The organism is Streptomyces sp. A18, assembly GCF_059026065.1.
Genome location: NZ_JBWLKL010000013.1, coordinates 148933 through 170686, shown reverse-complemented (window position 1 = coordinate 170686; position 21754 = coordinate 148933). Strand labels below are relative to the sequence as shown.

Genomic DNA, 21754 nt, shown 5'->3' with positions numbered 1-21754 from the left:
GGTCATCTCGGGAGGTGCTCGAGGACCGCCGCGGCGTCCGCGCGCCGTACCGTCTCGAGCAGCGCCCTGGCCATGACCGAGCGCGGCTCCCGGGCGGATGTCACCAGGCCGATGGGCACCGTATGGACGGGCTCCACCAGCGGGACCGCCTGCATGCCGTGCGGAATCCCGAAGACGTGCAACCAGGCGTACGGCACGACGCTGGCCCACTGGCCCGTCCTGACGTGCGCGAACAGCGAGGCCACCGAGTCGGTCTCGACCTTGGGCACCGGCCGGAGCCCGGCCGCCGCGAAGACCTCGTCCAGGACGCGCCGCCCTTGCATGGAAGGGTTGAGCAGGCACAGCGGCAAGCGGGACGCGTCGGCCCAGGTAGCCGTCGACCGCCGGCCGGGGTCGTCGGCGATGCCGGTCAGGAGCACATAGCGCTCCTCGTACAGGGGAAAGGCCTGGAAGCTCTCCGCGAGGTCCCTGTTCAGATAGGTGATGCCTGCGTCCAGCTCGAAGTTCTGCAGCTGCCGCAGGACGTCCTCCGAGCGCAGATCCGTCATCAGCTCCACGGTGACCAGCGGGTGCGCCGCGCAGAACGGTCCCGTGAACAGCGAGACGGCGCCGGACGCGGTGGGGACCGAGCCGATCCGGATCCGTCCGCTCAGCCCTCGGCGCAGCGCCCCGACCTCGTCCTTCAGGGCGTCCCGGTCCGCCAGGATCCGCTGGGCCCACAGCACGATGCGCTCGCCCTCGGGCGTCAGCCCCTCGTAGGCCCGCCCGCGCCTGACCAGCGGCACGTCCAGCTCTTCCTCCAGCTTGCGGATGGCCTCGGACAGCGCGGGCTGGGAGACGTAGCAGGACTGGGCGGCGCGGGCGAAGTGGCGTTCGCGGGCGAGCGCCACCAGGTACTCGAGCTGGCGGAAGAGCATCTCTATCCCTCGGGGGTCGCGTGCAGGCGGTGGGGGCCGGTGTAGACGTTCATCGACGTGCCGCGCAGAAACCCGACCAGCGTCACGCCGCTCTCCTCGGCGAGATCCGCGGCGAGGGAGGACGGGGCGGAGACGGCCGCGAGGAGCGGGATCCCGGCCATCACCGCCTTCTGGACGAGCTCGAACGAGGCCCGGCCGCTCACCATCAGCATCGTCTCGCGCAGCGGAAGAAGCCCCGTGCGCAGGGCGTGGCCGACCACCTTGTCCACCGCGTTGTGCCGGCCCACGTCCTCCCGCAGACACAGCAACTCGCCCTGGGCGTCGAACAGTCCGGCCGCGTGCAGACCTCCCGTGGCATCGAACACCCGCTGGGCCGCCCGCAATCGGTCGGGAAGGGCGGTCAGCGTCCGGGGCGAGACGCTCAGCGGGTCATCGGCGACGGACCAGGCCGCCGTGGTGCGCACCGCGTCCAGGCTTGCCTTGCCGCACAGCCCGCACGAGGAGGTGGTGTAGAAGTTGCGCTCCAGCGAGGCATCGGGGGCGGCCACACCAGGGGCGAGCGCGACGTCCACCACGTTGTACGTGTTGCCGCCGTCGGAGGTGGCGCCGGCGCAGTAGCGGACCCCGGCCACGTCGTCGCGGGCGTGCACCACGCCCTCGCTGACCAGGAAGCCGGTGGCCAGGTCGAAGTCGTTGCCGGGCGTGCGCATGGTCACGGTCAGGGCCCGTCCGCCCACCCGGATCTCCATCGGTTCCTCGGCGGCCAGGGTGTCGGGGCGTTCGGACGACGCTCCGTCCCGAAAGCGCAGCACTCGCCGCCGTACGGTCACTCGCCCCATGGTGCGCTCCTTGTCCCGGTGTTCAGTGCGGTCGTTCCGTGCGAGGGCAGATGGCGGCGGCTGTGCGGGGCCGAGATGGGAGGCCGGGCACCAGCCCGAGCGTATACGTGGAGAACATGGCGCTCGGGTGGTGCGGCACGTGGGCATGCCTGGACGTATCTCTCTGCTCGTGACGGAGGGGCGAAGGGCTGCGACTGTGTCAGGAGCAGGAGGCGGAGCTCGCGCGTTCAAGCCGGATCAACACGGCCTTGGAGGTGGGGGTGTTGCTGATGTCGGCCACGCTGTCGAGGGGCACCAGGACGTTGGTCTCCGGGTAATAGGCGGCGGCCGAGCCGCGTGTGGTGGGGTAGGCGACCGCCACGAACCGCTCCGCACGACGCTCCACGCCGTCGCGCCACACGCTCACGAGGTCCACCTCGTCACGGTCGGCGAAGCCGGTGGCGGTCAGGTCGTCGGGGTTGACCAGGACGACGCGACGGGCGTTGTGGATGCCGCGGTAGCGGTCGTTCATCGCGTACGGAACGGTGTTCCACTGATCGTGCGAGCGCAGGGTCTGCAGCAAGAGGTGGCCCTCGGGGACATGCGGCATCGTGAAGTCGTTCGCGGTGAAGACGGCCTTGCCGCTCGGCGTGGGGAACCTGTGGTCGTTGACCGGGTTCGGCAGCCGGAAGCCGCCGGGCTCGGCCACCCGGGCGTTGAAGTCCTCGAAGCCGGGGACGACGCGGGCGATCCGGTCCCGTATGGCGCCGTAGTCCGCCTCGAACTCCTCCCAGGGGATGGCCGGTTCACCGCCGAGTGTCCTGCGGGCAAGGCGCGCCACGATCGCGACCTCGCTGAGCAGATGAGGGGAGGCCGGCGGCAGCTTGCCCCGGGAGGCGTGCACCTCGCTCATGGAGTCCTCGACGGTGAAGAACTGCTCGCCCGTGGCCTGGACGTCCCGGTCGCTGCGGCCCAGCGTGGGCAGGATCAGGGCGGTGTCGCCGCACACGGTGTGCGAGCGGTTGAGCTTGGTGGAGATGTGCGCGGTGAGCCGGCACCTGCGCATCGCCTCCTCGGTGACCGTGCTGTCGGGGGTGGCGCGCACGAAGTTCCCGGCGACGCCGATGAAGACCTTGGCCCGGCCCTCGTGCATGGCGCGGATGCCGTTCACCGAGTCGAGGCCGTGCCGGGCGGGCGGGGTGAAGCCGAACTCGCCTCCCAGGGCGTCCAGGAACTTCTGCGGCATCCGCTCCCAGATGCCCATGGTGCGGTCGCCCTGTACGTTGCTGTGGCCGCGCACCGGGCACACTCCGGCGCCCGGCCTGCCTATGTTCCCGCGCAGCAGAAGGAAGTTGACGACCTCGCGGATGGTGGGCACCCCGTGCTTGTGCTGGGTCAGTCCCATCGCCCAGCACACGATGATCTTCTTGCTCGCCAGGACCCGGTCGTGCACGCGCTCGATCTCTTCGCGGGTCAGGCCGGTGGCGGTGAGGACGTCCTCCCAGGAGGTCTTGCGTGCGTGCTCGGCGAAATCGTCGAAGCCGGTCGTGTGCCGCTCGATGAACGCGTGGTCGAGCACCGCGCCGGGCTCGGCGTCCTCGGCCTCGAGCAGCAGCTGGTTCAGGGCCTGGAACAGGGCGAGGTCGCCGCCGGCGCGGATGTGCAGGAACTGGTCGGCGATCGGCGTACCGCGGCCGATCACACCGCGCGCCTTCTGCGGGTGCTTGAAGCGCATGAGACCGGCCTCGGGCAGCGTGTTGACCGCGATGACCTGACCGCCGTTGCGCTTCGTCTCGTCGAGCGCGGAGAGCATCCGGGGGTGGTTGGTGCCGGGGTTCTGGCCCACCACGAAGATGAGGTCGGCGTGGTGGATGTCGTCTAGCGAGACGCTGCCCTTGCCGGTGCCCAGGGTCTCCTGGAGCGCGCACCCGCTGGACTCGTGGCACATGTTGGAGCAGTCCGGCAGGTTGTTGGTGCCGAAGGCGCGGGCGAACAGCTGGAGGAGGAAGGCGGCTTCGTTGTTGAGCCGGCCGGAGGTGTAGAAGAGCGCCTCGTCGGGGGATTCGAGCGCACGCAACTCTTCGGCGATCAGGCCGAGTGCCTCGTCCCAGCCGACCGGCTCATAGTGGGTCGCGCCGGGCCGCTTGACCATCGGTTCGGTGAGCCGGCCCTGCTGGTTCAGCCAGTAGTCGGACCTGCCGTCGAGTTCGGCGATGGAGTGCTGCCGGAAGAAATCGGCCGTTATTCGACGCGAGGTGGCCTCGTCGTTGATGTGCTTGGCGCCGTTCTCGCAGTACTCGTTGCGGTGCCGCTTTCCCGGTGCGGGCTCCGGCCAGGCGCAGCCCGGGCAGTCGAAGCCCTTGGTCTGGTTGATGTTCAGGAGCGTCAGCGCGGTCCGTCGTACCGACGTCTGGGCCAGGGAGTACTCGAGTGCGTGGGTGACGGCGGGCAGACCGGTCGCCCAGGTCTTGGGCGCGGTGACCGACAAGTCGTCGATGGGGTCCTCGATGCTGCTCATCGTCTCCTGGATTCCCGTTCCCGGTTGTTTTCATTTGCCCGCCGGACGAGTTTCCGCCCGTTTCTCGAAGAAAGTCAAAGAGGTGTTATCGATGGCTTGATAAATGGCGCCTATCAGCTTGCGCATCGATTGAGAAACAGAATTCAATGGCCGTGTGAAAAGCCGGGGGAGCGGCCCGCGGTGGCTGTGCCTGCAAGAGACGCGGTTCCCCGGCTCCAGCTCCACGATCCGCGCGGTCGTCCTACGGCATTGCCTGCTTTCCTGTCTCTTCGGCGCGAGCATCCTGGCCGCGACGACGATCAACCTCGTCGCCGGCATCGTCACCGGCTGAACCGGCCGCGTACCGCCCCTGGACGGTGGCTCCGCCGATCCCCGTCAGCGCCCCGCTGAGCGCGATGACCACCACGCCGACCCCGACGACGAGACTGATCGCGGTCACACCGAACCCGGCTACCGCGGCCGTCAGCGCGCCGGCGCCGAGCGGCCCGAGCGCGGAGTGGATCGTCCAGAAGGAGGCGGTGACCCGCCCCAGGAGGTGGCTCGGCGTCACTTCCTGGCGCAGGGACATCGAGCAGATCCCGGCGAAGGCGGTGGAGAACAGGATCAGGGCCGTGACCGCGCCGAGCGTGGGCAGATTCTCCGACAGGCCCAGGCAGCCCAGGGCGATGCCGCACAGGGCGAAACTGCCGATCCAACTGGCCCCGAACCCAAGGCGTTTGCGCACCCGGTCGACCGCGAAGGCCGCCAGACAGGTGCCGACGGTCCCGGCCGTCAGGACATAGCCGACCGTGCTGTCCGCGTGGCCGAGGTCCTCCTTGACCCGGAAGATGATGACGTCGGTCAGGCCGTACGTGAGGAACGTCAGGAGCGACAACAGCACCGTCAGGGGACGCAGCACCGGATGCGCCCACAGGAAGCGGGCCCCGGCCAGGAACTCCCCGCGCACGCCTGCCCGTTCGCCCGCAGCCGGGTCATCGGGCCGCTGCGTCGTACGGATACGGACGAAGAGGATGCCGGCCGCGGAGACCGCGAACGTCACGGAGTCGATCCCGATGGCGGTGGCGGGCCCGAACGCCGAGGCGACGAAGCCCGCGAGCGTCGGCCCGGCCGCGCTCGCCACGGCATACGTACCGAACAAGTGCCCGTTCGCCTTGGTGATCTGGCCCGGAGAGACGATGGCGGGCACCAACGTCACGTACGCCACCCGGAAGAGCATGGAGAAGACACCGGCGAGCGGAACCACCGTGTAGATCAGCCATATCGGCGTCGCGAAGAACCAGACCAGCGGGATCACGGCGTACAGCAGACAGCGCGCCGCGTCAGCGGCCATCAGCAGCCGTCTGCGGTCCATCCGGTCGGCGATCACCCCGGCGAAGAGGCCGGTGACGATCGAGGCGACACCGGTGAGACCGGTGACGAGTCCCATCTGCACGATCGAGCCGGTGCTGTGCAGGACGAGGAGCGGGATCGCCACGTACGAGAACGAGTCGCCCAGGGCGGACAGGGTCTGGATGCCCAGAAAGATCCGGTAGTTGGGGTTGGACCATAAGCCGGGAGGCGGATCCGGCTGGTCGTCACCGGCATCCGATGCCGCTCCGTCGGACGCGTCGCGCGTGGACATGATCCGCCTCCCTCACGATGGCCGCAGCGATTAGACCATGGGCCGGTCGTGCGGTCGGGGCGGTCAGTCCTTTCGGCCGTGGCGCCGCAGTTTGACGGTGTAGTTGGTCCGTGTGGAGGGCGCTCCGTCGGGGGCCGTCAGGGAGTGCTCATGGGTGTCGCAGACGAGTACGTCCCACTCCTCGGTCGGCAGGTCGAGCGAGGCCAGGACTTTCTGGGGGCTCGGGAAGTCCACACCGGGGTGCTGCTCGGTCTCCCAGGCGGGGAAGCCCATGTGGCCGACGATCAGGAGGGTGCCGCCCGGCGCGACGGCCGCGGCGGCATCGCGCAGGATCTGCTCGCGCGGCATCTCGTGGAGGGAGTGCAGGAACTGTGCGGAGACCAGGTCGTGCCTGCCGGAGGGGAAGGACGTGCCGAGGTCGTGGTGCTGCCAGTCGACGCGGTCGGCGACCTGCGCCTGCGCCGCGTGCTCGGCCGCGCGGCCCAGGGCGATGCGGGAGATGTCGGTGGCGGTGACGCGCCAGCCCTGCCGCGCGAGCCAGATCGCGTCGCCCCCCTCTCCGCAGCCCAGGTCCAGGGCGCTGCCCGGTGTCAGACCCTCGGTCTCGCGGACGAGCGCGGCATTGGGCTCGCCGCTCCACAAGCGGCCGCTCTGGTTGTAGCGCTCGTCCCAGAACGCTTCGGCCGTGTCGGCGGCTGAGGCGGTCTGGGCGGCATGGGCGTCGGTGTCGCCGTGGGTGTGCTGGTGGGTGTGCTGGTCGCTCATGTGGGCTCCTTCTGTTCTGCGGCAACCCTGCGCGTGACCGCGGCGGCTTGACAAAGTTATTTGCCGCGACGGCAAATGGAGAGATGAGCGACGACGCCGAACTCACGGACGTGCTGACCGCCGTCGGCCCGCGGCTGCGGGCGCTGCGGAAGGCGCGCGGCGCCACCCTGGCCCGGCTGAGCGAGGAGACGGGGATCTCCCTGAGCACGCTCTCGCGGCTGGAGGCGGGGCAGCGCGAGCCGACCCTGAAGCTGCTGCTGCCGCTGGCCAAGGCGTACGGAGTCCCGCTCGACGAACTGGTCGGCGCGCCCCAGACGGGCGACCCGCGCATCCATCCGAGGCCTTTCATGCGGCACGGAAACACGTGGGTGCCCCTGACCCGGTACCTCGGCGGGATGCACGCCTACAAGCAGGTCATGCCGGTCGCCAAGAAGGGCCGCCGGCAGGGCACGCGCTCCGATGAGGTGACGCGCCCCGATGAGGCCAAGCGTCCGGAGCAGGGCATGCACGAGGGGTACGAGTGGCTCTACGTCCTCTCCGGCCGCCTGCTGCTGGCCCTGGGCGAGCACGACCTGGTGCTCACCGCGGGCGAAGCCGCCGAGTTCGACACCCGCACTCCCCACGGCTTCGCCAACGCGGGCGACATCCCCGTCGAATTCCTCGCCCTGTACGGGGCCCAGGGCGAGCGCATGCACGTACGCGTCAAGCCGAGCGGTGAAGGCGACGGCGGCGGGGAGTAGGTGGGGAGTAGGTGGGGAGTGGCGGGGAGCAGGGACCGACCGACAGAAGCAACGTGGCGTGCCTTCGGCGCATCGCCCGGTCGGTGAGACCCTTTGGGGCGGCTCTTCGCCGGAGGCGAGTGGGCGAGTACCGAACCGGAGGATCAGCAAGCCATGTCCGAAGCTGCCATGTCAGGCGCAGGGATGTCCGAAGCCGCCAGATCGTCAGCGGTCGACGCCCCCGTCATCCTGAGCAACGCACCCGGCTCCTTCCCCCGGAGCGTCCTCGCCGAGCGGCATCCGGCGCTCATCAAGAAGGTGCGGGACGCCTTCCCCTACGATCCGCGGCAGCATCGCGCCCTCGACGCCCTGCTGACTCAGGCGACGGAGGGCGTGATCGAACCGCTGGCGCCCGATGCGCACGACCACCACCTGTGGGAGGCCTGGGGGCGCGAGTACTTCGGTCTGTCCTGGTTCGACGTGCCCTTCCTGTGGGCCGAGAGCTACTTCTACCGGCAACTCCTCGCGGCTGTCGGGTACTTCGATGACGGACCCTGGCGTGGCATCGATCCCTTCCATCCGTTCAAGCAGGCGGAACTGCACACCGGAGAGGCCGACGAGGAGCTTGCCGCGCTCGACGGGCTGGCGCTGCGGCCTCTCGACGAGCAGCGTCAGGCGCTGCTCCTGGGCTCACTGTGGGGCAACCGCGCCGACCTGGGTTTCGCCGTGGGCGGCGGCGCGGCCGGGGCCGCCGACTCGCGCCTCGTCGCCGACGGCTCCGCGCTGCTGTGGTCCCTGCTGCCGGAGGGCGGCGCGGCCAGGCTGTGCCTGGTCGCGGACAACGCAGGACGAGAGCTCCTGCCCGACCTCATCCTCATCGACCACCTCCTTCGGCATCAGCGCGCCGAGCGGGTCGTGCTGCACGTCAAGCCGTACCCGTACTACGTCTCGGACGCCATGACCGCCGACGTGATCGACTGCCTCCGCCGCCTGACCCGAGCGCGGGGCGCCGCGGCAGAGGTGGGCGAGCGCTTGTGGGCGGCGATGGGTACCGGTCGGCTGACGGTCCGCAGCCACACCTTCTCCTGTGCCCCGCTGCCGTACGCGGACATGCCGGACGACCTGCGCCAGGAGTTCGCCGAGGCCGACGTGACCGTCATGAAGGGCGACCTGAACTACCGTCGCCTGGTCGGCGATCAGCTGTGGCCAGCCACCACGCCGTTCGACCAGCGCACCGCGTACTTCCCCGGCCCGGTGGCCGCCCTGCGGACGCTGAAGTCCGACGTGATCGTCGGGCTCGACGCGCGGACCGAGGCGGCGCTCGTGGCCGAGCACGGCCAGGGGTGGCGCACCAGCGGCACCCATGCCCTGATCCAGGCGCGCCGCTGACATGCGGAGCCGATGCAGGGGGGAACGGCCGGGAGAGTTGACCTCAAGGCTTTGCCTTTCCCTCCCATGGTCGTTATCGTTCGAACGGTCCTGTTGTCTCCGATAGAGGTGGACGTTGCGCATCTGAGGTTCGCGAACATCGCGCCGTACGGCACTCGCCGTACGCCCGTCACGCCGCAGCCGGCCTTGCCGTGCGGCCCGTGACCCCGCGTGGATGCGACCTCGGTGCATGAGCCGTCCCTCACCCTCCAGGACCGCCGCACCTCTCTCCCTCTCGGTCGGTCGCCGCGTGGTGCTCGCATACGACGCCCCCTGCCCGCCGCGCCTGCGACTGCGAGATTCCCCATGTCTGTACCCACCACGCCCAGCGCCTCCCTGACCTGCTCCGCCCTGTCGTTCCAGTGGCCGGACGGCACCGGCGTCTTCGACGATCTCTCCGTCAGCATCGGACGGGGCCGCACCGGACTCGTCGGCGCCAACGGCGCGGGCAAGTCCACCCTGTTGCGCCTGCTGGCCGGTCAACTCCGCCCCTCCCAGGGGTCGGTGACCGTCGGCGGTAGCCTCGCCTACCTGCCGCAGAACATCACCCTCGACACGAGCCTGCGCGTCGACCAGGCGCTCGGCATCGACGAGCGACGTGACGCGCTGCGCGCCATCGAGTCCGGAGACGTACGCGAAGAGCACTTCGAGACCATCGGCGACGACTGGGACGTGGAGGAGCGGGCCCTGGCCACGCTGGGTTCACTCGGTCTCGTGGACGTCGAACTCGACCGCACCGTAGGGCAGTTGTCGGGCGGGGAGACAGTGCTGCTGCGGCTGGCCGCGTTGCTCCTGGAACGCCCGGACGTCCTGCTCCTCGACGAGCCGACCAACAACTTGGACCTGTTCGCGCGCCGCAGACTCTACGAGGCCGTCGACTCCTGGCGCACCGGTGTCCTGGTCGTGATCAGCCACGACCTCGACCTGCTCGAACGCGTGGACCGCATCGCCGAACTGCGCTCCGGCTCCGTGAGCTGGTACGGCGGCGGCTGGTCCGCCTATGAGGAAGCCCTCGCCACCGAGCAGGAAGCGGCCGGGCGGATGCTGCGGGCCGCCGAGGCGGATGTACGCCGCCAGAAGCGAGAGCTGGAGGAGACCCAGGTCAAGGTGGCCCGCCGTCAGCGGCACAGCAAGAAGATGGACGCGCAGCGGCGCGCTCCGCGCATCGTCGCGGGGGAGAAGAAGCGCTCCGCACAGGAGTCGGCGGACAAGCTCCGGGGGCTGCACGAGGAGCGGCTCAGCGAGGCGCGCGAGCGGCGTGAGGAAGCCGCGGACGCGATCCGCGACGACGCCGAGATCCGCGTCAGCCTGCCGCACACCGCTGTGCCCGCGGGGCGCACGGTGCTGACGTTGGACGAACTGCGCCCCCAGTACGGCAAGTTGAAGGAGGCAGACCTGCACGTGCGGGGGCCCGAACGGATCGCCCTCGTCGGGCGCAACGGCGCCGGCAAGACGACACTGCTGCGTACGCTCACCGGGGAGCTCGCCCCGCTGTCCGGCGAGGTCAGGACGGCCGTGCCGCTGCGGTTCCTGCCGCAGCGCCTTGACGTCCTCGACGACGGCCTGAGCGTCGCGGCGAACGCCTCCCGCCTGGCTCCCGGGATCACCGACAACCACATCCGGTCCCAGCTCGCACGCTTCCTGTTCAAGGGGGCGCGCGCCGAACAACTGGCGGGCACCCTCTCGGGCGGCGAGCGCTTCCGCGCGGCGCTCGCCGCGATGATGCTCGCCGCCCCGGCCCCTCAACTCCTCCTCCTCGACGAACCGACCAACAACCTCGACCTGGCCGGCGTGCGCCAACTGACCGGAGCACTCGAGTCGTACGAGGGAGCACTCCTGATCGCCAGCCACGACCTGACCTTCTTGGAGTCGGTCGGCATCACCCGCTGGGTGCTTGTCGCGGAGGGGCTGCAGGAGACCACCGCGGAGGAGGTCCGCGACCTGCTGGCGGCGCCGCGCGCGGACTGAACTGGGGTCAGTCGTGCAGGGCCACCAGGACGAAAGCGGCCGAGACGGCGCCCAGGGCCACCGCGGCGACGCCGTGGGAGAGACGGTGGGTGCGGGGGACGGGCAGGAGGCGGTCGACGGCGAACCTGCCGGGTCCTGCGAGGGCCAGGCTCACGGCGGCCGTGAGCAGGACCAGGTCGTACTCGATGCCGGCGGGGTTGAAGAAGCCGTTGCCCCACTTCATGGCGATGGCGTTCAGCATGATCCCGAGGATGCCCGCCCCGGCGAGCGGGGTGAGCAGACCGATGGCGAGGCCCAGGCCGCAGAGCGTCTCGGTCAGGCCGGCGACCGTGGCCATGGTCTTCGGGGCGGAGTAGCCGTCACTGGCGAAGAACCCCGCGGTGCTGTCGAGACCGGCGCCGTTGAACCAGCCGAAGAGCTTCTGGCTGCCGTGCACGGCCATGGTCAGGCCGACCGCGCAGCGCAGCAGCAGGAACCCGATGTCGGCGCCGGACCGCGCGGGGGTGTGGGGGGAGCGGAGCCCGCCGCCCGGAGCGTTGGTATGCGTGCGGCTGGTGGAGGTGGAAAAGGACATGCGGATCTCTCCTGTTGGTCTGTTGGCCAGTTGGTCCGGTGGCCGATGAAGGTGACGCCGACCGGTCGTGCCGTGTCGGCGGGGTGCGGGTGGAGAGATCCCGTCCTACGTTCTGATGACCTGGGTTCTGTAGAGATCGACGGACGTCGCGTCCGGGGGAGATGTTCCTGGCGTCGCCGAGACGTCGTCCCGCGGCGCGTACGGCGCGGGCGCGCTCTCGAAGGTGGGCGAACTGGTCCGCTCGGGAGCCGGCAACGCCCCGCGCGGGGTGCTGTTCTCGCCCTCGTGACAGCCACGGCCACCGGCTCGGTCACGATCACTGTCACGGCTGTCGACGTGCGGCCCGAAGGCGACGGCGGCCGTGCCGCGGTCTTCGGTGACCGATACGACGGCGGTACCGGACGGCCCCTCGACACCGAGCAAGGGAACGACAAAGAGGAAGGCCATGACGAACAGCGCCGTGCGCACCGCACCGCCCTGAGGTCGTCGCATCTCCCGTGTGGCCATGTCCGACTGATGGTAGGCCAGGGGCGACGGTGGGCACAGGAGGAGATCGAGGCGGATGGCACGGAGCCCGGAGGCGTGAGCCATGCTGGGCGAACACTGAATCTGATCCGCGGTTCATGCGACGAGGTGCGACGCCGGCCGCCGTGGATCTGTTCCGACGCCCCCAGGCGAGTTGAGAGCTACCGCCGCGCGCACGTGACGTCGTGCGCGGGAAGGGCTCCCGTGCGCAGGTAGGCGTTGACCGCGCGGTCGGCGCAGGGGACAGGGCGGTGGCCTTCGAGGGCGCGGCCGTAGACGCCGTGGGAGCGGATGTCCGCGGTGATCAGACGGGAGCCGGTGAGTTTGCGGTGCAGGGCAAGAGCTCCGTCGTAGGGGACGTTGTTGTCGTGGCGGGCCTGGAGCATCAGGACCGGTACGTCGTTGGCGATCGCCGTGCCCGGTTCGCGGGGCTCGGTGGGCCAGAACGCGCACGGGGCGATCATGCCGTTGACGTACGGGCCGAACACGGGCTGGGTGGCGCGGCTGCGCACGCTGTTCTCCCAGTACGTCTCCGGATCCTTCGGCCAGCCGCCCGCGGGCCAGCCGCCGTCGCCGCACATGAAGAGCGCCCCGCCCACCATGCTGTCCGCCAGACCGGGCGAGGCCAGCAGCTCCAGCATGGCGGCCAGCTCGGGGCCCGGCTCGACCGGCCTGCCCGCCGCTGCGTCGACCAGGTCCCGGACGATCGCGGCCAGCGTCGGATCGTTCTCCGCGTGCTGAATGGGTTGCTTCAACAGCAGCCGCAGCACCGGGGCGTTGAGGCGTTGGCCGTCGACGGTGATCGGGCGGCGCTCGGTTTGCGACAGCAGTCGTTCGACGCGCGTGCGGACCTGGGGCGCGGTACGGCCCAGCCGGTACGTGCTGTGGCGGTGGGCGGTCCAGGCCGCCCATGCGTCCAGTGCTTCCTCGGCCGGTTCGCCGGAGCTCTGGAACAGTTCGTACTGCGTGGCCGACGGGTCCGTGGACGAGTCGATGACCATGCGGTCGGTGCGCCGGGGGAACATCTGGGTGTAGACGGCGCCCAGGTCGGCGCCGTAGGAGATGCCGTAGTACGAGAGCTTCCGCTCGCGGAGGGCCGCCCTGATCACGTCCATGTCCCGGGCCACGTTGCGGGAGGACGCATGCGCCGGCAGCTCCGCGTTGTCGCCGTGCTCCTGGCAGCGCCGTGCCGTGTCCCGCGCGTCCCGCACCGACGCGTCGAAGTCCGCGCGGGGCGACGTCGAAGCCGCGGGCGGGGGCGGCGCACCGGCCGGTGCGCACGAGATGGGGGAACTCTCGCCCAGGAATCGCGGGTCGAACCCGATGAGGTCGTAGCCCTCCGCCGCCCGCTTCAACGCGGGCCGCAGCGCCAGGGTGTTGGCGAGACCGCTGCCGCCGGGGCCGCCGGGGTTGGACAGCAGGATGCCGCGGCGGTGGGACGTGGACGTGGCCTTGATGCGCGAGACGGCGATCCGCAGGGTGCGCTCGCCGGGAGCGGAGTAGTCGAGGGGAACGGTCACCTTCGCGCACTGCGCCCCCGCGGCGTTCAGCTCCGTCTGCGTCGTCGAGCAGGGGCCCCAGGAGAGCCGCTGGTCCTCATAGGCCGCCATCGGGCGAGGAGGGCCGGCGGCCGAACGGGAAGGGGTTGCCGTCGAAGACACCGCTCCGGCGAGCAGTCCGGCCAGACTCAGGCCGATCGCGAGGGAGGGGGTGACGAAGCCGCGCATCATGCTCCTGGGGATCGTTCGGTCAACAAGAGGGACGGAACCGACGCTAGGAGCACGGTCGATGACAGACCATCAGGTCAACTGGCCGATGCCTACGGGGGTTAGCCCCCGCCTCGGACGTAGCGTCCGGGCGTCGTGCCCACGTGACGTACGAAGTGCCGGTTCAGATGGGCCTGGTCGTGGAACCCCACGGCGGTCGCGACCTCGGCGGGGCGACGGCCTTCGAGCAGGAGGCGGCGCGCCCGGTCGATGCGCTTGCCGGTGAGATAGGTGTGCGGCGGCAGTCCGTAGGTCTGCCTGAAGCAGCGGATCAGGTGGGTGGGGTGTGCGTGCAGGGCGGTGGCGGCCTGCTCCAGCGAGAGACCTGCGGGTATCCGGGAGTCGAGGAGTTCGCGCAGGGCGGCAGCGAGACGGTTGGCCTCGCGGCCAGGGGCCCGGGTCCGCAGCGCGTCGAGGTGGACGTGGAGCCGCTCGCGGACGAAGGAGAGCCGCGACTCGGCTTCGAACTCGTCTCCCGCGTGGCCGAGGGAACCGTGCAGTTGGTGGATCCGGCGGCGCAGCAAGGCGTCTTCGAGGATCGGGACGTCCACGGCGCCCCCGGCCAGCCGCCGGGGGAGCACGGAGTCATCCAAATAGAGCACGCGTTTCCGGAAGCCCGCGGCGGTGACCGTCCGCCCGTCGTGGGGCACCCCCGGAGGCAGCAGGAGAACGTTGGACGTGCCGCTCACGTCGTGCCGACGGCGGTCGAGCGCGAAGTCGACGGCCCCGTCGTCGAGGATCATCAGGTCCCACGTGTCGTGGGTGTGGGCCGGGTACGCGTGGTCGGTGAAGTGCGCGTGGAAGACCTCCGCGATCCCCGGGACCGAGGGCCGCCAAGCGCTGATGGACGTGCGGGGGCGCTCTCCGCTCATGCCAGGAACGTACAAGACCCGCGAAGTCCGGGCGCGGCAGGCTCATGGACATGAGGAAAGAAGGCCGTATGCCCAAAATGACCGTTCCCGTCAACATCAGCGACAAGCTCGCGGGGTTCAGCGAGCTGTGGTCGCAGAAGACAGTGGCCGTACTCAACGACTACGAGGTCAAGCTGGCCAAGCTGCACGGGGAGTTCGTCTGGCACAGCCACGAGGACACCGATGAACTGTTCCTGGTGCTCAGCGGGCGGCTGACCATCCAGCTCAGGGACGGTGATGTGGCCTTGGCCCCCGGCGAGCTGTTCGTGGTCCCCCGTGGTGTCGAACACTGCCCGGTGGCGGACGAGGAAACCGCCATCCTACTCTTCGAGCCGGCGGGGACGATGAACACCGGTGACGCCGGAGGGCCGATGACCAAGGCCACCGAGCTCGCCCCTTAGAGGCTCGCCGAGCGCGGAAGGGTTCCCACGGGTTTCCGCCGGTCCCGACGGGCTCCGGACCGTCCTCAAGGGTGACGAGCGCCACCGCCCGGCCACCAGCAGGCCATCGCTTTGTATCCTCGGCAGGCAGTGCCGATGCCCCCGTCGCCTGTCGAGGCAGCTCACCGGCCCCGGCAGCGCCGACGACAACGTAAGGACACACCATGACCACCGAGCTGAGCCCCGACTCCTTGACCGGGCTCCTTGAGCGGGCCCGCAAGGACTACCAGGCCCTCGCGGGGCGCGGGCTCTCGCTCGACCTCACGCGCGGCAAGCCGGCGCCGGAGCAGCTCGACCTCTCCGAGGAACTGCTGAGCCTGCCGGGCGGGCGGCACACCTCCGCCGACGGCACGGACGTACGCAATTACGGCGGTCTGCAGGGTCTGGTCGAGCTCCGGGAGATCTTCGCGGGCGTGCTCCAGGTGCCGGCCGGGCAGCTCCTCGCGCTCGGCAACTCCAGCCTCGAGCTGATGCACGACTGCCTGGTGCACGCCCTGCTGAGCGTGGTGCCGGGGGCCGAGTCCCGCTGGGTGGACCAGGAGCGGATCGCGTTCCTGTGCCCGGTTCCGGGTTACGACCGGCACTTCGGGCTCTGTGAGCGGTTCGGGATCGACATGATCCCGGTGCCGATGACCGCCGAGGGCCCGGACATGGACGTCGTGGAGCGGCTCGTCGCCGAGAACCCCGCGGTCAAGGGCATCTGGTGCGTCCCGAAGTACAGCAACCCCGACGGCGTCTCCTACAGCGACGAGACCGTCGCCCGCCTCGCCTCGATGCAGACCGCGGCGCCCGATTTCCGGATCTTCTGGGACAACGCGTACGCCGCCCATCACCTCACCGACGAGCCCACCGAGATCGCCGACCTGCTCACCGCCTGCGCGGACGCCGGGAACGAGGACCGTGTCTTCGTCTTCGGCTCCACCTCGAAGATCACCGCGGCCGGTGCGGGCGTCGCCTTCTTCGGCTCATCGCCCGCGAACCTGAAGTGGCTGCTCGCCAAGAACGCCAAGCGGTCGATCGGCCCGGACAAGATCAACCAGCTGCGGCACGTGATGTTCCTGCGCGACGCCGACGGGGTGCGCGCCCACATGGAGCGCCAGCGCGCCCTGCTCCAGCCGAAGTTCGAGGCGGTGGCCCGGATCCTGGAGGCGGAGCTCGGCGGCACGGGCCTCGCCCGGTGGACCGACCCCAAGGGCGGCTACTTCGTCACGCTCGAACTGACCGACGGTGGTGCCAAGGAGGTCGTGCGCCGCGCCGCCGAGGCGGGCATCGTGCTGACCCCGGCCGGCGCCACCCACCCGCACGGCGACGACCCGCGCGACGCCACCATCCGTATCGCGCCCAGCTACCCGAGCCTCCCGGAGCTCGAGCAGGCCATCGCGGGTCTCGCCGCGTGCGTACGCCTCGTGGGGTACGAGCAGCGCGTCGCCGCCTGAGGAGGACCGACGTCGGCCGGGGGAGGGAATCTCTCCCTCGGCCGGTAGCCGGGGCACCGGTTGGTCGGACCTGCTCGATGCGGCCCTGACCTGCCACGTTACGGTGTGGGGCGTATCGCTTCCGGGCCCTCGCCCCCCACATCCGGGCCCTCGCCCCACAGGAGAATCCCCGCATGCCCGCGCGCACCGTCCTGATCCTTCAGCACGTCGAGGTCGAGAAGCCCGGCCTGATCCTGGACGCACTGGACGGCAGCGGCCTCGACGTCGACATCCGGAACCTGGTCGACACCCCGGGCGCTTCTGGCGACGCACTGCCGCCGGCGTCCGAGCTGGCGGGACTCGTCGTGATGGGCGGTCCCATGAACGCCGACGACCTGGCGGCGCATCCGGCGTTGAAGCTGGAGCGGGACCTCCTGGCCGACGCGCTGCGCGCCCAGGTGCCGACGTTGGGTGTGTGCCTGGGGGCCCAACTCCTCGCCCGCGCCCAGGACATGGACGTACGGACCGGCGCCGCCCTCGGCCGGGGGAGCGAGATCGGCTGGGCCCCGCTGGCCGACGTGGACCGTGACGATCCGGTCGTCGGCCCGCTGGCCGACGCCCCTGCCGTGCTCCACTGGCACGGCGACCGCATCGTTCCCGCCGACGACACGCGCGTCCTTGCCCGGACCGACACCACCGAGTGCCAGGCCTTCCGGGCCGGGCCTGCCGCATGGGGTCTCCAGTTCCACCTGGAGGTCACCCCCGGCCTCCTCGACGACTGGCTCGCCGAGCCGTCCTTCGCCACGGAGGCCGTGGACGTGCTCGGCGTCGGTGCTGAGGAGCGGCTGCGGGCCGATGCCCGTGCCGTCGCCGCCGACCTGCGTCCGCTCGCCGAGCGGAGCCTGGCGCACCTGCGGAGCCTCTTCGTGGGACGGGCCGGCCCTTAGAGCCAGGGTCGCGACCAGCCGCTTAGCGCGGGGAGTCACCCGCGGGCTTGTCGAGGACCATCTCGCGCTCCAGCTTGGCGGGATCGCCCTTCATCGGGACGGTCGCGCCCGAACGCACGAAGCCGTGCCGTTGGTAGCAGCTCTCGGCCCGCGCGTTGTCCTGGTGGACGAACAGGCGCACCCGCGCCACGTCCGTCACCGACCACGCCCACCCGACGGCCGTCTCGAAGAGCGCGTCGATCACACCGCTTCCGCGGTACTCGGGGCGGACGAAGACGCCGACGACATGCGCCTGGCGCCGGTCGATGGCTCCGCCGAACACGTCGTCGTCGTCCGGGTCCTCGATGAGCACGGTCACCGTGCCGCTCCAGGTCCCGTCCCGGCCCTCGGCCACGAACTGGTGCACGAGCGTGCCTTCGGCCGCCCTCCTGGCCCGCTCCTGCCAGAAGGAGTCCGGCTCCGCGGAAGCCTTCTCGTACGTCTCGAGAAACGCGATCGGAGCTGCCGGATCCTTCAGCGAGAAGAGCCTCAGCTCCCTCACCTCGGGCCATTCATCGGCACGTATCGGACGGACGGCAGGGCGGGAATCCTGGTTCATGCTGCCGCACCCTACGGGACCTTGGTTCCGGGGCACCACGGCATTTTCCCAGGTCCCAGAGGTGCGGTTGCCGCCCTGGACGTCGTGGCGCGAACGCGGCTCACTCCTGAGGCTCGGCCGTCACCAGCTCCAGGAGTCCAGGAAACCGCTGCTCCAGATCGGCCCGCCGCAGGGTGGCCATCCGGCTGTTGCCGCGGGCGACCTGCTGGACGAGACCGGCCTCGCGCAGGGCGCGGAAGTGGTGCGTGATGGTCGCCTTGGAGACCGGCAGCGCGAAGGAGCTGCAGGTGCGCGCGGTGCCGTCGGGCGCGGTCGCCAGTTCGCGCACGACGCGGCGGCGCAGCGGGTCCGCGAGCGCGGCCAGCACCGGGCCGAGCCGCATTTCCTCGACGGTGGGGTGGCCCTCGTCGTCTGGCATTCCGGGCACCTCGCTTCAGGGTCTCGTCGATAGGTACGGTTTGCATCGTACCTCTTGGGTCGCTAGCGTTCGAGCCATAGGTACGGGATTCGTCGTACCTAGGCACGGGCTCGTCCATTCGTCGAGTCATCTGTCGAGTCATCTGTCGTCTGTCGAGAAGAGAACCGTCATGGATCAGCCGTTCACGCTCGTCGGCACCGCCCGCCCCAAGCCCGAACGCGCCGCCGAACTGAAAGAGCTCCTGCTCTCGTTCGTCGAGCCGACGCGGCGGGAGCCCGGCTGCCTGGAGTACCACTTCCACGAGGACCGCGACGAGCCCGGTGTCTTCGTCTTCTACGAGGCCTGGCGCACCGAGGCCGATCTCGACGCCCACCTCGCCCTCCCGCACATGCGGGCCTTCTGGGAGCGGCGGATGGACTACCTGGAGTCCGACCTCGACATCCGCTTCCTGACCATGCACAGCCCTTACTGAGCCTCGGGGGGTGGGTGGAAAAGTCCGTCCACGCCTCTTGACCGGTCGCCCCACGCCCCGCACAGTACTCGTTAATGCGCATTACTAATACGCATTAATGATGGAGGGGCAGCGGTGGACGAACCCAAGAAGCGAGCCGGACGAGGTCGGGCGCCCGCCTCGGCGGGGCGCACAGGCCGCCCGCGCCAGGCCGAGGTCGCACGGCTCGCGGGGGTCTCGCAGGCCACGGTCTCGCTGGTGCTTGCCGGCAAGAGAGAGGGCGTCGCCATCTCGGACGAGACCCGGCAGAAGGTGCTCGACGCGGCCGGCAGCCTGGGCTACGTGCCCGACCCGGCCGCCCGGCGTCTCGCGGCGGCGCGCAACGGCCTGCTGGGCGTCTTCAGCTTCACGGCCACCTTCCCCACGGACGTGCAGCACTCGTACTACCCGTTCCTGGTGGGTGTGGAGCAGGAAGCCGCCGCGCAGGGCTACGACTTGGTGCTCTTCACCGGATCCAGCACCGGCGGTGCGGGGGCCGGCGGCCCGCACGCGCTCAACAGGGCGCGCCTGGCGGACGGCTGCCTCTTCCTCGGCCGTCACGCCCCGGTGGAAGAACTGCGCAGGCTCGTGGACGACGGCTTCCCCGTGGTGCACCTGGGCCGCAGGGACGAACCGGAAGGCCTTGCCTGGGTCGGCGCCGACTACATCAGCGCCAGCCGCGAAGTCGTCCACCGGCTCGCCGCACTCGGGCACCGCCGCATCATCCTCGTACGCGAGGACGACGACGCGCCCGCGTCCACCGACCGTGAACAGGGCTTCCACGAGGGCCTGGACATGGCCGGGCTGCCCGGCGGGAAGGCCGCCGTGTTCCGCTGCGCCGATCCGGAGCGCGAGCTCGGCCCCGAGCGCCTGCGGCAGTGGGTGACGGAGGGCGTCACCGCGTTCGTGGCCGAGGAGACCGACAGCGGCGCGGCCTGGCGGGCGCTGAGCGCGGCAGCCGGTGACGCCGGTCTGCGCTGCCCCGACGACGTCTCCCTCGCCCTGCTCGGCAGCCCGCCACCCGACCTCGCGGACGGGCCGCAGCCCACGGGATTCGACATCCCCCGCGCGCAGTTGGGCGCCGCAGCCGTACGCCTGCTCGCCACACTCGTCGCCGGCGAGGACGCCCCCGACCCGCTGGTGGCCTGCGCGTTCCGGCCCGGCGCCACCACCGGGCCACCGCCCAAGGCGCTTGAGGACAGCGCATGACGGCCGTGGGCAGCCGCGCCCCACCAGGCGCCTGTCCCGCAGCACGACCACGTACAGCACAGCAGCTCTAGGAGAACCGTGATCCCTGAACCGGACATCCTCATCGTCGGCGGCGGTCTGGGCGGCGTCGCCGCCGCGCTCGCCGCCTGCCGGGCCGGCCGGACCGTCGTCCTCACCGAGGAGACCGACTGGATCGGAGGCCAGCTCACCTCCCAGGCCGTTCCGCCGGACGAGCACCCCTGGGTGGAGCAGTTCGGCACGACCGCCTCGTACCGCAAGCTGCGCGAGTCCATCAGGGACTACTACCGCCAGTGGTATCCCCTGCGTTCGCAGGCGCTGTCCCTGACCGGTCTCAATCCTGGAGCCGGGCGGGTCAGCAAGCTCTGTCACGAACCCCGTGTCGCGCTCGCCGTCATGGAGGGCATGCTCGCGCCTCATCTCGCGTCGGGGCGGCTGACCCTTCTCACCGAGCACCGGGCCGTCGCCGCCGAGTCGGACAACGATGTCATCACCTCGGTGACCCTGGAGAACCTGCGCGACGGCGAGCGCAATACGCTGCACGCCCGCTACGTCATCGACGCCACCGAGACCGGTGAACTGCTCGAACTGGGCGGCGTCGAGCACGCCATCGGCGCCGAGTCGCGCGCCGAGTTCGGCGAGCCGCACGCGCCCGACGAAGCACAGCCCCTCAACCAGCAGGGCATCACCGTCTGTTTCGCGCTCTCCCACCACGAGGGCGAGAACCACGTCATCGAGCGCCCCGTCGACTACGACTTCTGGCGCTCCTACCGGCCCGACTTCTGGCCGGGCCCGCTCCTGGGCTTCCTCGCCCCGGACCCGCGTTCGCTCGAGGCCGTCCCGCGTACGTTCGTACCGAACCCGGAGATCGACCCGCTCGCCGTCAACGCCGACCAGAGCGCCGACGCGGGCGACAAGGAACTGTGGGGCTTCCGCCGCATCCTCGCCCGCAAGCTGCACCGGCCAGGCGCCTTCGACTCCGACATCACGCTGGTCAACTGGCCGCTCAACGACTACTGGTTGAAGCCGCTGATCGGAGGCGGCCAGGAGACCTCGGCACAGGCACTCGCGGAAGCGCGGCAGCTCTCGCTCTCGGTCCTCTACTGGCTGCAGACCGAGGCGCCCCGCGAGGACGGCGGCACCGGATTCCCCGGCCTGCGGCTGCGCCCCGACATCACGGGCACGGCGGACGGCCTGGCCAAGGCCCCCTACGTGCGGGAGTCGCGGCGGATCAAGGCCGTCACCACCGTCACCGAACAGGACGTCGCCATCGACGTCGTCGGCCCGTACGGGCGCACCACCTACCGGGACTCCGTGGGGATCGGCAACTACCGGATCGACCTGCACCCCTCCACCGGCGGTGACAACTACATCGACATCGGCTCGGTGCCGTTCGAGATCCCGCTCGGCGCGCTCATGCCCCGCCGGGTCCGCAATCTCCTCCCCGCGGGCAAGAACATCGGCACCACCCACATCACCAACGGCTGCTATCGCCTCCACCCCGTGGAGTGGAACATCGGCGAGGTCGCCGGCGCCCTGGCCGCGCACTGCGTGTCCGAAGGGGTCGAACCCCACCAGGTCCAGGGCGAGGACAAGCGGTTCGACGAATTCGCGCGGCTGCTCGACCGGGACGGGGTGCAGCGCCACTGGCCCGACGTACGCGGCTACTGACCCGCGGAAATGCCGGGT

19 protein-coding genes and 2 pseudogenes are annotated in these 21754 nt (G+C 70.5%); 10 read left to right on the top strand and 11 right to left on the bottom strand.

From position 1 onward, the window contains the following. Positions 1-2: 2 nt before the first annotated feature. The 3 genes from AC5P1C_RS22190 to AC5P1C_RS22180 form a co-directional block, all read right to left on the bottom strand. Positions 3-917, bottom strand: a complete 915-nt coding sequence (locus AC5P1C_RS22190) for a LysR family transcriptional regulator (protein WP_493867637.1) — start codon at positions 915-917, stop codon at positions 3-5. A gap of 2 nt (positions 918-919) precedes the next feature. Beyond that, a complete protein-coding gene (gene fdhD / locus AC5P1C_RS22185) occupies positions 920-1756 on the bottom strand; it encodes a formate dehydrogenase accessory sulfurtransferase FdhD (protein ID WP_493867636.1) in 837 nt (278 codons plus the stop codon). Positions 1757-1955: 199 nt separating this feature from the next. After that, positions 1956-4253 (bottom strand): FdhF/YdeP family oxidoreductase, encoded by a 2298-nt coding sequence (locus tag AC5P1C_RS22180; protein ID WP_493867635.1) that lies wholly within the window; start codon positions 4251-4253, stop codon positions 1956-1958. A gap of 214 nt (positions 4254-4467) precedes the next feature. Here AC5P1C_RS22180 and AC5P1C_RS22175 point away from each other — a divergent pair. Next, a pseudogene (locus tag AC5P1C_RS22175) lies at positions 4468-4584 on the top strand (DUF1345 domain-containing protein); the annotation flags it as partial. Positions 4585-4680: 96 nt separating this feature from the next. Here the strand turns inward: AC5P1C_RS22175 and AC5P1C_RS22170 are convergent. Both AC5P1C_RS22170 and AC5P1C_RS22165 read right to left on the bottom strand, forming a co-directional pair. Continuing rightward, a pseudogene (locus AC5P1C_RS22170) lies at positions 4681-5874 on the bottom strand (MFS transporter); the annotation flags it as partial. A gap of 63 nt (positions 5875-5937) precedes the next feature. Continuing rightward, positions 5938-6639 carry a class I SAM-dependent methyltransferase gene (locus AC5P1C_RS22165; protein WP_493867634.1) on the bottom strand — a complete coding sequence of 234 codons (702 nt, stop codon included), beginning with the start codon at positions 6637-6639 and terminating at the stop codon, positions 5938-5940. A gap of 83 nt (positions 6640-6722) precedes the next feature. On the opposite strand from AC5P1C_RS22165, the gene AC5P1C_RS22160 reads away from it, so the two are divergent. From AC5P1C_RS22160 to AC5P1C_RS22150, 3 genes are all read left to right on the top strand, one after another. Next, the gene (locus AC5P1C_RS22160) at positions 6723-7379 is read left to right on the top strand and encodes a helix-turn-helix domain-containing protein (protein ID WP_493867633.1); all 657 of its coding nucleotides are present in this window, start codon (positions 6723-6725) and stop codon (positions 7377-7379) included. A 183-nt stretch (positions 7380-7562) separates the two neighbouring features. Continuing rightward, positions 7563-8747, top strand: coding sequence for a damage-control phosphatase ARMT1 family protein (locus AC5P1C_RS22155; RefSeq protein WP_493867632.1), 1185 nt, complete (start codon positions 7563-7565; stop codon positions 8745-8747). Positions 8748-9092: 345 nt separating this feature from the next. Continuing rightward, positions 9093-10754 (top strand): ABC-F family ATP-binding cassette domain-containing protein, encoded by a 1662-nt coding sequence (locus AC5P1C_RS22150; protein ID WP_493867631.1) that lies wholly within the window; start codon positions 9093-9095, stop codon positions 10752-10754. Between the two features lie 7 nt (positions 10755-10761). On the opposite strand, the gene AC5P1C_RS22145 is transcribed toward AC5P1C_RS22150, so the two are convergent. From AC5P1C_RS22145 to AC5P1C_RS22130, 4 genes are all read right to left on the bottom strand, one after another. Then, positions 10762-11328, bottom strand: coding sequence for a DoxX family protein (locus AC5P1C_RS22145; protein ID WP_493867630.1), 567 nt, complete (start codon positions 11326-11328; stop codon positions 10762-10764). A 105-nt stretch (positions 11329-11433) separates the two neighbouring features. Next, positions 11434-11835: a hypothetical protein gene (locus tag AC5P1C_RS22140; RefSeq protein ID WP_493867629.1), complete on the bottom strand. Its 402-nt coding sequence runs from the start codon at positions 11833-11835 to the stop codon at positions 11434-11436. A 179-nt stretch (positions 11836-12014) separates the two neighbouring features. Beyond that, entirely contained in the window at positions 12015-13580 is a 1566-nt protein-coding gene (locus AC5P1C_RS22135) for an alpha/beta hydrolase (RefSeq protein WP_493867679.1), read from the bottom strand. 101 nt (positions 13581-13681) lie between these two features. After that, positions 13682-14491 (bottom strand): helix-turn-helix domain-containing protein, encoded by an 810-nt coding sequence (locus AC5P1C_RS22130; protein WP_493867628.1) that lies wholly within the window; start codon positions 14489-14491, stop codon positions 13682-13684. 68 nt (positions 14492-14559) lie between these two features. On the opposite strand from AC5P1C_RS22130, the gene AC5P1C_RS22125 reads away from it, so the two are divergent. The 3 genes from AC5P1C_RS22125 to AC5P1C_RS22115 all read left to right on the top strand — a co-directional run bounded on the left by AC5P1C_RS22125 (position 14560) and on the right by AC5P1C_RS22115 (position 17332). Further along, positions 14560-14931, top strand: coding sequence for a cupin domain-containing protein (locus AC5P1C_RS22125; protein ID WP_493867627.1), 372 nt, complete (start codon positions 14560-14562; stop codon positions 14929-14931). Positions 14932-15134: 203 nt separating this feature from the next. Further along, a complete protein-coding gene (locus AC5P1C_RS22120; protein ID WP_493867626.1) occupies positions 15135-16406 on the top strand; it encodes an aspartate aminotransferase type Ic in 1272 nt (423 codons plus the stop codon). Between the two features lie 173 nt (positions 16407-16579). Continuing rightward, the gene (locus AC5P1C_RS22115; RefSeq protein WP_493867625.1) at positions 16580-17332 is read left to right on the top strand and encodes a type 1 glutamine amidotransferase; all 753 of its coding nucleotides are present in this window, start codon (positions 16580-16582) and stop codon (positions 17330-17332) included. Between the two features lie 22 nt (positions 17333-17354). On the opposite strand, the gene AC5P1C_RS22110 is transcribed toward AC5P1C_RS22115, so the two are convergent. Next, entirely contained in the window at positions 17355-17930 is a 576-nt protein-coding gene (locus AC5P1C_RS22110; protein WP_493867624.1) for a GNAT family N-acetyltransferase, read from the bottom strand. A 100-nt stretch (positions 17931-18030) separates the two neighbouring features. Further along, complete coding sequence (locus AC5P1C_RS22105) at positions 18031-18348, bottom strand: ArsR/SmtB family transcription factor (RefSeq protein WP_493867623.1); 318 nt, start codon at positions 18346-18348, stop codon at positions 18031-18033. A 169-nt stretch (positions 18349-18517) separates the two neighbouring features. Here AC5P1C_RS22105 and AC5P1C_RS22100 point away from each other — a divergent pair, with 169 nt between their 5' ends. The 3 genes from AC5P1C_RS22100 to AC5P1C_RS22090 all read left to right on the top strand — a co-directional run bounded on the left by AC5P1C_RS22100 (position 18518) and on the right by AC5P1C_RS22090 (position 21736). Then, positions 18518-18820 carry a putative quinol monooxygenase gene (locus AC5P1C_RS22100; protein WP_493867622.1) on the top strand — a complete coding sequence of 101 codons (303 nt, stop codon included), beginning with the start codon at positions 18518-18520 and terminating at the stop codon, positions 18818-18820. A gap of 114 nt (positions 18821-18934) precedes the next feature. Beyond that, the gene (locus tag AC5P1C_RS22095) at positions 18935-20047 is read left to right on the top strand and encodes a LacI family DNA-binding transcriptional regulator (protein ID WP_493867621.1); all 1113 of its coding nucleotides are present in this window, start codon (positions 18935-18937) and stop codon (positions 20045-20047) included. Between the two features lie 78 nt (positions 20048-20125). Next, positions 20126-21736 carry an FAD-dependent oxidoreductase gene (locus AC5P1C_RS22090; RefSeq protein WP_493867620.1) on the top strand — a complete coding sequence of 537 codons (1611 nt, stop codon included), beginning with the start codon at positions 20126-20128 and terminating at the stop codon, positions 21734-21736. Positions 21737-21754: the final 18 nt, after the last annotated feature.